Here is a 9336-nt window from a genome sequence, read left to right as displayed (position 1 = left end):
GGTGCCCCAGGCGACAAACGGCGACTCTGACGACGGCGCGCAGGCCCGGGGAAGCGCCGAGATCGGCGCGGCGACCCAACTGAGCCTGGCCCCCATCGGGGGAGCGCCGTTCAGTCTGGACGCCAGCCTGGACACCGTCGGGGTCGTCGATGGCGACCTGTTGGCGCTGCAACCGCTGCCGGTCGGTCCGGCCGCCCCCGGGATCGTCGAGGACATCGCCGATGCGGCCATGATCTTCTCGACCTCGCGGCGCAAACCGTGGGGCATCGGCCACATTCAGCGTGGTGCGCTGGCCGCGGTAATCGTCGTGGCTTTCCTGGCGACCGGGCTGGCCGTGACCTACCGGGTCGCCACCGGCGCGCTTGCCGGGCTGGTCGCGGTCAGCGTGGTTGCTGCGCTCACCGCGATCGTCGGTCTGCTGATCACCGCACGCACACCGCGCGCGGGAGCGACACTATCGATCGCCGCGTTGGTACCCATCGGCGCCGCCTTGGCGTTGGCGGTACCCGGGAAATTCGGGGCGGCGCAGATTCTGCTGGCCGCCGCGGGCGTCGCCGCGTGGTCGCTGATCGCCCTGATGGTGCCCAGCGCCGCACGCGAGCACATCGTCGGGTTCTTCACCGCCACAGCTGTTTTGGGTGCTGGAGTGTTGCTGGCGGCGGGCGCCGCGGTGCTGTGGAATCCTTCGTTGCTCGCCATCGGCAGCGGCCTGATCGTGGCCGCGCTGCTGGTCACCATCGAGGCGGCTCAGCTGTCGGCGCTGTGGGCACGGTTCCCGTTGCCGGTCATCCCGGCGCCCGGCGACCCAACCCCCTCCGCCCCGTCATTGCGGATTCTCGAGGACCTGCCGCGGCGCGTCCGGATCAGCGACGCCCACCAGAACGGATTCATCGCCGGGGCGGTCCTGCTCAGTGTGCTGGGATCGGTCGCTATCGCGTTGCGCCCCGAGGCGCTGAGCGGTGCCGGCTGGTATGTGGTGGGGGCGACGGCGGCGACTTCCGTTCTGCGCGCCCGGGTTTGGGACTCGGCCGCATGCAAGGCGTGGCTGCTCGCTCAGCCCTTCCTGGCCGCCGGGGTCCTGCTGATCTACTACACATCGACCGGCCGCTACGCCGGTGCCCTCGGGGCCGTGGTGGTGCTTGCCGCACTGACGCTGGTGTGGATAGTGATGGCGCTCAACCCGCAGATCGCGGAGCCGGAAAGCTACTCGCTGCCGGTGCGGCGGCTGGTGGGCTTCCTCGCAGCCGGACTCGATGCGTCGCTGATCCCCGTCATGGCGTTCCTGGTCGGTCTGTTCAGCTGGATCCTCAATCGATGATTCGGTCCGGATTAGCCTGTCTCGCAGCGGCATTCACGACCGCAGTGTGGACTTGCCCCTCGGCGCTGGCGATCGAGGCACCGAAGGTGGATCCCGGTGTGCCACCGCCCAGCGGGGCGCCGGGACCGGTACAGCCGATGGAGCAGCGGGGCCCGTGCAGCGTGAGCGGAGCCATTCCCGGTAGCGATCCGGGTGCCGTCACGCCCAGCCAGGCGGCGCTGAATCTGCCTGCGGCGTGGCAGTTTTCCCGTGGCGAGGGCCAGCTGGTCGCGGTGCTGGACACCGGCGTGCGGCCGGGTCCGCGGCTGCCCAACGTCGAGCCGGGCGGCGACTTCGTCGAGACCACCGACGGCCTGACCGACTGCGACGGCCATGGAACGCTGGTCGCCGGCATCATCGCCGCCCAGCCCGGCGACGACGGCTTCGCGGGGGTTGCACCGGCGGCCCGGGTGATGTCGATCAGGACGACGTCGGACAAGTTCTCACCGCGGACGCCGGGTGGCGATCCGCTGCTGGCGCGAGTGTCCCTCGGGGTCGCGGCGCTGGGCCGGGCGATCGTGCACGCGGCCGATCTCGGCGCCCGGGTCATCGACGTCTCCGAGATCACGTGTCTGCCCGTCGACCGGCCCGTCGATCAGGCGGCACTCGGTGCGGCGATCCGCTATGCGGCCGTGGACAAGGACGCGGTGATCGTGGCTTCCGCCGGGAACAGTGGGTCGTCCGGATCGTTCGGCGGCGGCGGTTCATGCGAATCGAATCCGCTCACCGACATGGGCCGCCCGGCCGATCCGCGAAACTGGGCAGGCGTCACGTCGATCTCCATCCCGTCGTTCTGGCAGCCGTACGTGCTGTCGGTGGCGTCCCAGACACCGGAAGGCCAGCCCTCGAAGTTCACGATGGCCGGGCCGTGGGTGGGTATCGCGGCCCCCGGCGAACACGTCGTGTCGATCAGCAACGCCGACGGCGGCGGCCTGGCCAACGGCCTGCCCGACGAGCACGGACAGCTGCTCGCGCCCAGCGGCACCAGCTACGCGTCCGGCTATGTGGCCGGCGTCGCCGCGCTGGTCCGGAGTAAGTACCCGGACCTCAACGCCACCCAGGTCGCCCATCGCATCACCGCGACCGCGCACAACGGCGCGCGGGCGCCGTCCAATGTCGTGGGCGCCGGAAGCGTAGACCCCGTCGCGGCTTTGACCTGGCAACTGCCGGCCGGTGAGCAGCCCCCCGGTGTGGCGGCCGCGAAGCCGGTCGCCGTGCCGCCGGCACCCGCGCCCAAGGACAGCACGCCGCGCACCGTCGCGCTGATCGGCACCGTCGCGCTGGCCGTGGTCGTCGCGATCGCCGGTGCCGTCGCCGCGATCACCACACGCCAACGAAAGGACCCCATCCCATGAGCATGCTTGGCTCGATACCAACTCCCGGACGGGGCCGAATCACGCTGGCCCTGCTGGTGATCGTGCCCGCAGTGATGGCCTACCCCTGGCGGTCGCCGCGGGACTACTGGCTGATCGGCATCGCCGTGGCCGTGCTCATCCTGCTGTTCAATTGGTGGCGCGGTTTGTATTTCACGACGATCCTGCGTCGGCGCCTGGCGATCATGGGACGCGGCAACGAGTTCATCCCCGAACCGACCTCGGACTCGGCGACGACCGCCTTGCTGCGCATCGGGGCATCGGACAGCGACTCGGATGTGCTACCGCTGCCGCTCATCGCGCAGTACCTGGACCGCTACGGGATCCGGGCTGACAAGATCCGAATCACCATCCGCGACAACGCCTCCGACGTATCCAGGCGGGAGACGTGGATCGGGATCACGATATCGGCCACCGACAACCTCGCCGCGCTGCAGGCCCGCTCCGCGGACATCCCCCTGCACGAGACGGCCCAGGTCGTCGCCCGCCGGCTGGCCGACCATCTTCGCGAGATCGGTTGGGAAGCCACCACTGTCGCATCCGACGACATTCCGCGCCTGCTGACCTCCAACGCCCGCGAGAAATGGCGCGGGGTGCAGCGTGGGGTCTCGGATTACCTTGCGGCCTACCAGATTAACGTCGACGAGGCGCTTGCCCAGACGCTCGATGAAATCAAGTCGTATCCGGCGCTGGAGACGTGCACCGCGCTCGAGATCGCCGGCGACGCAAGCCACATCACCGTCGCCGCCGCCTGCGCGTTCCAGACCGACACCCCGCCCGGCAGGGGCACGCCGGTGGCCGGCCTGACCCCACAACGTGGGAATCACTGGCCCGCATTGATGGCCCTGGACCTGTTGTCCACCCAGCGGCTCGATGGGCACACCGAGGCGCCCGCCGATCTGCTCGCACGGCTGGACTGGCCGACCCTGGCCGGCGGTGCCCACCGGGCGCCGCTCGCCGAGACCGCTAAAGCATGACCGCCTGCAGGAAAGCGGTCATCCGGCGCAGGTAGTCCAGCTGGCTCACGTGCATCACGTGGCTGCCCGGAAACCAGTGCAGCGCACAGTGATCCCAATGGTTCCACAGCTTGACGGCGTTGTCTGGCGGTGCCATTCGATCGCCGAGGCCGGTGATGATCATCCGACGGTCCTTTGCCACGAGCGGCCGGTAGTTCAGCGGGCAGTGGTAGGCCAGCCCGGCCGTTAACTGCTCGCGGCTGATGTCGGACAGGCGCAGCCCCAATCCGAAGAGTTTGTTGGCCGGGAACCACTCGTCGAACATCGTCGACGGGGTGACGACGGGGCAGTTGGGGATGACGGCCTCGAGCCGGTCGTCCACCGACGCCACCAATGCCGAGGTGTAGCCGCCCAGCGAGAGTCCGGTCAGCGCGATGCGGTCGACCCCGGTGTGGCGCAGATAGTCCACGATCGAACGAAAGTCGTGCACGGCCTGGGCCATCGCCTCGGCGAAACCGCTCATCCCGCTCGCGAAGTAGCCGAAACCGCTGAACGGTGAGAGCCTTTCGGCCCGCTTGCCGTGAAACGGCAGTGTGTACAACACAACGTCATAGCCGGCGCGGTAGTACCAGGGCATCGAAAAGAACCGCCCGTTGGCCAGGTACGACGACCCCATGAAGCCGTGAATGACGCACAGCGTGGGGCGCGGGCCGTCGTCGTGGCGCCAATGTTGAGCTCGCACAACGTTGTTGGATCCCCAGGCGCTCCATTGCCTGCGCATCGCGGGATTGATCGCGGTGAAGCTGCTCCGAAAGGCGATGTTGTGCACCGTGCCGCGCGCGACCCAGGCCGCCAAAGCGCCGGCCGGCCGCGATGTGACACTGGGCAATTCGGTGGGCGGCGGGAACGACTTCGCGGGGTCCTGCGCGGCCCCCAGTTCGGCGTAGAAGTTCAGGTTGTCGCGCTCGGTGCCGGAGTCGGAGTGCCGCAGGTTGCTGGCGACGACGACGGGCGCCACCACGACGGACAGCAGCGACGACACCCAGGTGCGCAGCGCGAGGTCACCGACGGCCGACGCCTCGACCACCATGCGCTGGCGGGGCGACAGCGCGGAGCGCGGGGGTAATCCACCGGGCGGTGCGTCGGCACCCTCGAAACCTTCGGGAACGTCCGGGGCGGGAAAGGGCGGTTCGAGCGGATCGGTGTCGGGCGCCACAAGCGCTGATGGTATCCCGGTGAACGCCCGTCTCGGCACCACTCGGGCGGCGCCGGGAAGGCATACGGTAATACGGTTTGTCTATCTGCGGCGGAAACCGGCGCGCGTTGATCAGGAGGACCGACATGTGGGATCCCGATGTCTACCTGGCTTTCGCTGACCATCGCGGACGGCCGTTCTACGATCTGCTTTCGCGGGTGGGCGCCGAACGGGCGCGCCGGGTCGTCGACCTCGGTTGCGGGCCGGGCAACCTGACGAAGTATCTGGCCAAACGCTGGCCGGACGCGGTGATTGAGGCGATGGACATGTCGCCGGAGATGGTTGCCGCCGCCAAGGAGCGCAGCATCGACGCCGTCGTCGGCGACCTTCGGGACTGGAAGCCCAAGCCCGACACCGACGTGGTGGTCAGCAACGCCGCGTTGCACTGGGTGCCCGAGCACGCCGACCTGCTGGTCCGGTGGGCCAAGCAGCTCGCACCCGGATCGTGGATCAGTGTCCAGGTCCCGGGTAACTTCGAGACACCGTCACACGCGACGGTGCGGACGCTGGCCCGTCGGGAGCCATACGCAAAGCTCATGCGCGACATACCATTTCGTGTCGGAGCGGTGATTCAACCGCCGTTGCACTACGCCAACCTGTTGCTGGACGCCGGCTGTCGGGTCGACGTCTGGGAGACCACCTATCTCCATCAACTCACCGGCGAGAACCCGGTGCTGGAATGGATCACCGGCACGGCGCTCGTACCGGTGCGTGAACGGCTCGACGACGAGAGCTGGGAGCGGTTCCGCCGCGAACTGATCCCGTTGCTGCAGGACGCCTACCCGCCCCGCGCAGACGGCGTCACCATCTTCCCGTTCCGGCGGGTGTTCATCGTTGCCGAGGTCGGTGGTTCGCAACGCTCAGCTGGGTAGGCCCAGCCGCGGCGCTTCGGCCCGGTAGCGTTCGACCCACTCGTCGGAACGGTGATCGGCCTGTCGTTTGAGCATCGGCGGCGGGGCCAGCCCCGGGTCCTGCCCCAACGCTTCGAGAACCGCCGCGACGATGTCAGTCAGGTTGCGCCACAGCACCGGATACGCGATGTCGAGGTGCGCAATGTTCTCCTCCTCGAGCCAGGCGCGCCAGCTGTTCTCCTGCCATCGCAGGTTTTCCACGACATGCGCGATGGCCGCCGCGTGATAGCAGGCCTGCGAGTCCCGCTCTGGGTCGACGTGACCCTGCCACGCCTGGGTCTGCGCGGCGCGCCAGAAGGACACGGCCTGCGACACGACGTCGGGCCGGTGGACGTGGATGTAGACGGGCTCGTTGCCGATCACATCGCGGATCGCCGCACGCAAGTCGTCGCCGGTGCGGTTCGGCAGTTGCGTCGCGCGCTGCATCAGCAGCGGCGTCTGGTTCCACATCAGCTTGCCGCCCCATACACCGTTGGGCGTGCATCCGGAACTGCGGATGCGGTCTCGCCACTGGGTGGGCATCGCGGTGTCCGGCGCGCCGGGATGCAGCGGATCGAGCAACCGCAGGATCGACTCGTCTTGGACCCCGGCGAACCATTGCCGCGGCTGCGGCGGCATTCCGGTCTCCGGCAGAAACTGGAAGAACTCCTGCGGGTTTCCGGCCACTCCCGTCGCGCGCAGCGACTCCACCAGCAACGTGCTGCCGCTCCGTTGCGTAGCGAGGACCAGATAGGACTTCGCCGCGGACACCGAATGAGCCTAACCGCTGCGGTCCCCGGGGTCAGCGACGAATTACCTTCGGAATGAACAAAATTATTGTTCGGCGCCCGCTTCCGCGTCCTCGATGCCGCGGTCGGTGGCGATGGCCGACCGGGAACTGGGCTTCGTGTGATGGATGTGCAGGTACGTTTCGGTGTAGCGCTCCGCGATGCGGGTGCCGGCGAAGTCCGACGGGATGACATCGCCGGTCCGCTGACGCCAATCATGAAGCCGCACAGCGAGGTCGGCCGCTATCTCGGCGGCGATGACGTCATCGTCGGCCAGCAGGTTGGTCGTCTCGGCCGGGTCGGTGCGCAGATCGTAGAGTTCGCGATCCGGGCGCGGACCGGTGACGAGTGGGGCGACGGCGAGGCCCGACGGACTCTCCTCGATGTCCCACGGGAGGTCGAGTAACGGCCGGGGCACGTAATTTTCGATGTAGCTGTAGTCCTTGGTGCGGATCGCGCGAATGGGGTCGAACGAGTCGTGGTAGGTCTTCGTGGTGTACACGTGGTCGCGCACCGGTTCGGCCCGCGGGTTGCCGGCAAGCAGGGCCCGCGCGTGCGACACACCGTCGATGTCGTGGGGGACGTCGACGCCCAGCAGTTCGAGCAGCGTCGGTAGCAGGTCGACGCCGCTGAACAGTTCGTCGTAAACGCCCGGCGCCACGGCCCGGTCGGTGGGCGGCCGGATGATCATGCCGATCCCCGTACCGGCGTCGTACAGCGTGGATTTCGCCCGGGGGAACGCTGGGCCGTGATCGGTGAAGAACACCACCCAGGTGCTGGTGTCCAGCCCGGTGTCGGCGAGCGTGTCCAGCAACCGGCCCACCGCGGCGTCGGCCGTGGTGATCGCGCCGTAGAACGCGGCGAGGTCGCCACGGACCTCGGGTGTGTCGGGCAGGTAGTCGGGCGGATCGACCTCCGCGGTGTCCGCCGGTTCGTATCGGTCGCGTGGATAGGGGCGGTGCGTTTCGAAAAATCCGGTGGTCAACATGAACGGCGCCTCGCTCGGGTCGTCGACCTTGTCTTCGCGCCGTGCCCTCAGCCATTCGGTGGCCTTGTCCACCACGTACTCGCAGTAGGAGTTCGACACATCGAACTCGTTGAAGCCCAGCCGCTGCGGGTAAGAGGTTTCATGCTGCATACCGAAAAGCGCTGTATACCAGCCGAATTCGGTCAGCATTTGCGGCAGGGTCCGGATTCCGCTGCGGTACTCCCAGCCGTGGTGGGCCAGGCCGATGAGACCGTTGTTGTGCGGATAGCGCCCGGTGAACAGCGATCCGCGCGACGGCGAGCACAACGGGGCGGTGGCGTGGGCCCTGGTGAACAGGATGCCTTCGGCGGCGAGGCGGTCCATCTGGGGGCTGGACACGTCCGGGTGGCCGTAAGCGCCGAGATAGCGACCCAGGTCATGCCAGTGGACAATCAGGACATTGTCTTTCGCGGCCACACGTCACCTCTCACATTGCCTGCGACCGGCGACGATACCGCAGCAACTTGGAGCAAGCCTGGACGTGTGGCCGACTCAGCGGACCGGCAGTTGACTCCAGCGGTTCTCACAGACGAATTCCGACAGCGGTCGCGCCGTGGCCCAGCCGTCCAGTTCCAGTGCCGGGCGATCGGGGAACTCGGGCACCGGGCCCAGGCACAGGATGGCCACCGGCTCGGCGCCGGTGGGCATTTCCAGCAGGGCCGCCAGCCGCGGCGGATCGAACAGGGAGACCCAGCCCACGCCGAGACCCTCGGAGCGCGCCGCCAGCCACAGGTTCTGGATCGCGCACGACACGGACGCGAGATCCATCTGCGGGAGCGTCCGCCGGCCGAACACGTGCTTGTCGCGGCCGTCGCCGAGGGCGACCACCAGAAGTTCCGCGCACTCGAGGATGCCTTCCACCTTCAGCGCCAGAAACTCATCGGCCCGCGCGCCCAGTGCCGCGGCGGTCAGCGGGCGCTCTTCGTCGACGATCGCGTGAATGCTCCGCCGGAGCGAGTCGTCGGTGATCCGGATGAAACGCCACGGCTGCATCAGACCGACGCTGGGTGCCGCGTGCGCGGCCGCCAGCAGGCGCGCCAGGACCTCGGGCGCCACCACAGCGCCAGGCACGAACCGGCGCATGTCTCGCCGTTCGGAGATGACGCGATAGACGGCTCGCCGCTCCTGCGGGCTGAATGCCTGATCGCTCACATCAGCCATCCTAGAAAATCCGCGTTAGCGTGGATCCGTGAAGCGTTCCGACGTATTTGACCAGCTGATCGCCGACCCCGAAGCCGGCCGTGCTTACGGCGAGCCCTATCAGACGCCCGACGGCGCCACGGTCATCCTCGTTGCCAAGCCCCTGGGCGTGTTCGTCGTCCGCGACGGGCAGGCGTCGTGGGTGCCGGCCGTGGACGCGAACCGGATAGCCCTGATCGGGGTGATCACCGGCCTGCTGGCCGCGGTGATCACCAGCCTGGCGGTGCTGCGACAGCCGCCCTGGCCGCGCATCACGATTAGGGACTATAGGTAACGCCGACCGCGCGGAACACGTACTCGGGGGGCATGTCGAAGGCCAGCGAACGCCGTGGCAGGGCGGCGAGCACGTCGGCCGGAATGTCGACCTTGTAGTGCAGCGACAGCTCACCGCTGAACTTCTCGTCGACCTGGGCGACGTCGACGTCGAGCAGCAAACCCGTGTCCGAGATCTCCACTTTCGCCGGCCCGGTCTGCGGCGCGTCCCAGCGGA

General features: G+C 68.3%; 9 protein-coding genes and 1 pseudogene. 5 read left to right on the top strand and 5 right to left on the bottom strand.

All coding sequences use genetic code 11. The features are described 5' to 3' along the window. The 3 genes from eccD to eccE form a co-directional block, all read left to right on the top strand. Positions 1-1318, top strand: a 1318-nt coding sequence (gene eccD / locus JOZ00_RS14510) for a type VII secretion integral membrane protein EccD (protein ID WP_293344648.1), incomplete at its 5' end; no start/stop codon positions are given. Beyond that, positions 1315-2712 carry a type VII secretion-associated serine protease mycosin gene (mycP, locus tag JOZ00_RS14505; RefSeq protein ID WP_293344647.1) on the top strand — a complete coding sequence of 466 codons (1398 nt, stop codon included), beginning with the start codon at positions 1315-1317 and terminating at the stop codon, positions 2710-2712. The genes eccD and mycP, both read left to right, overlap by 4 nt. Further along, entirely contained in the window at positions 2709-3707 is a 999-nt protein-coding gene (gene eccE / locus JOZ00_RS14500; RefSeq protein WP_293344646.1) for a type VII secretion protein EccE, read from the top strand. The genes mycP and eccE overlap by 4 nt, the downstream gene beginning before the upstream one ends. Here eccE and JOZ00_RS14495 read toward each other — a convergent pair. After that, complete coding sequence (locus JOZ00_RS14495; protein ID WP_293344645.1) at positions 3697-4902, bottom strand: alpha/beta fold hydrolase; 1206 nt, start codon at positions 4900-4902, stop codon at positions 3697-3699. The two genes, eccE and JOZ00_RS14495, sit on opposite strands and share 11 nt — an antisense overlap. A gap of 125 nt (positions 4903-5027) precedes the next feature. Between JOZ00_RS14495 and JOZ00_RS14490 the strand changes: the two genes are divergently transcribed. Next, on the top strand, positions 5028-5813 hold the full coding sequence (locus JOZ00_RS14490; RefSeq protein ID WP_293344644.1) for a trans-aconitate 2-methyltransferase: 786 nt from the start codon (positions 5028-5030) through the stop codon (positions 5811-5813). On the opposite strand, the gene JOZ00_RS14485 is transcribed toward JOZ00_RS14490, so the two are convergent. The 3 genes from JOZ00_RS14485 to bluB all read right to left on the bottom strand — a co-directional run bounded on the left by JOZ00_RS14485 (position 5802) and on the right by bluB (position 8807). Beyond that, the gene (locus JOZ00_RS14485; RefSeq protein ID WP_293344643.1) at positions 5802-6602 is read right to left on the bottom strand and encodes a Stf0 family sulfotransferase; all 801 of its coding nucleotides are present in this window, start codon (positions 6600-6602) and stop codon (positions 5802-5804) included. The genes JOZ00_RS14490 and JOZ00_RS14485 overlap by 12 nt on opposite strands. A 63-nt stretch (positions 6603-6665) precedes the next feature. Next, positions 6666-8063, bottom strand: a complete 1398-nt coding sequence (locus JOZ00_RS14480) for a sulfatase (protein ID WP_293344642.1) — start codon at positions 8061-8063, stop codon at positions 6666-6668. A 75-nt stretch (positions 8064-8138) separates the two neighbouring features. Next, on the bottom strand, positions 8139-8807 hold the full coding sequence (bluB, locus tag JOZ00_RS14475; RefSeq protein ID WP_293344641.1) for a 5,6-dimethylbenzimidazole synthase: 669 nt from the start codon (positions 8805-8807) through the stop codon (positions 8139-8141). 28 nt (positions 8808-8835) lie between these two features. Here bluB and JOZ00_RS14470 point away from each other — a divergent pair, with 28 nt between their 5' ends. Next, positions 8836-9120 (top strand): hypothetical protein, encoded by a 285-nt coding sequence (locus tag JOZ00_RS14470; RefSeq protein WP_293344640.1) that lies wholly within the window; start codon positions 8836-8838, stop codon positions 9118-9120. Here the strand turns inward: JOZ00_RS14470 and JOZ00_RS14465 are convergent. After that, positions 9104-9336 (bottom strand): annotated as a pseudogene (locus JOZ00_RS14465) (hypothetical protein); the annotation flags it as partial. The gene JOZ00_RS14470 and the pseudogene JOZ00_RS14465 sit on opposite strands and share 17 nt — an antisense overlap.

Source organism: Mycobacterium sp., assembly GCF_019243155.1.
Lineage (GTDB): Bacteria > Actinomycetota > Actinomycetes > Mycobacteriales > Mycobacteriaceae > Mycobacterium.
The sequence above is the reverse complement of the archived record's forward strand: the minus strand, read 5'-3'. Positions and strand labels throughout refer to the sequence as shown.

What these genes read in the sequence shown, in the direction of transcription:
- mycP (WP_293344647.1), top strand. Translation starts at nt 1,315, where the DNA reads ATGATTCGGTCCGGATTAGCCTGTCTCGCAGCGGCATTCACGACCGCA.
- eccE (WP_293344646.1), top strand. Translation starts at nt 2,709, where the DNA reads ATGAGCATGCTTGGCTCGATACCAACTCCCGGACGGGGCCGAATCACG.
- JOZ00_RS14490 (WP_293344644.1), top strand. Translation starts at nt 5,028, where the DNA reads ATGTGGGATCCCGATGTCTACCTGGCTTTCGCTGACCATCGCGGACGG.
- bluB (WP_293344641.1), bottom strand. Translation starts at nt 8,807, where the DNA reads ATGGCTGATGTGAGCGATCAGGCATTCAGCCCGCAGGAGCGGCGAGCC.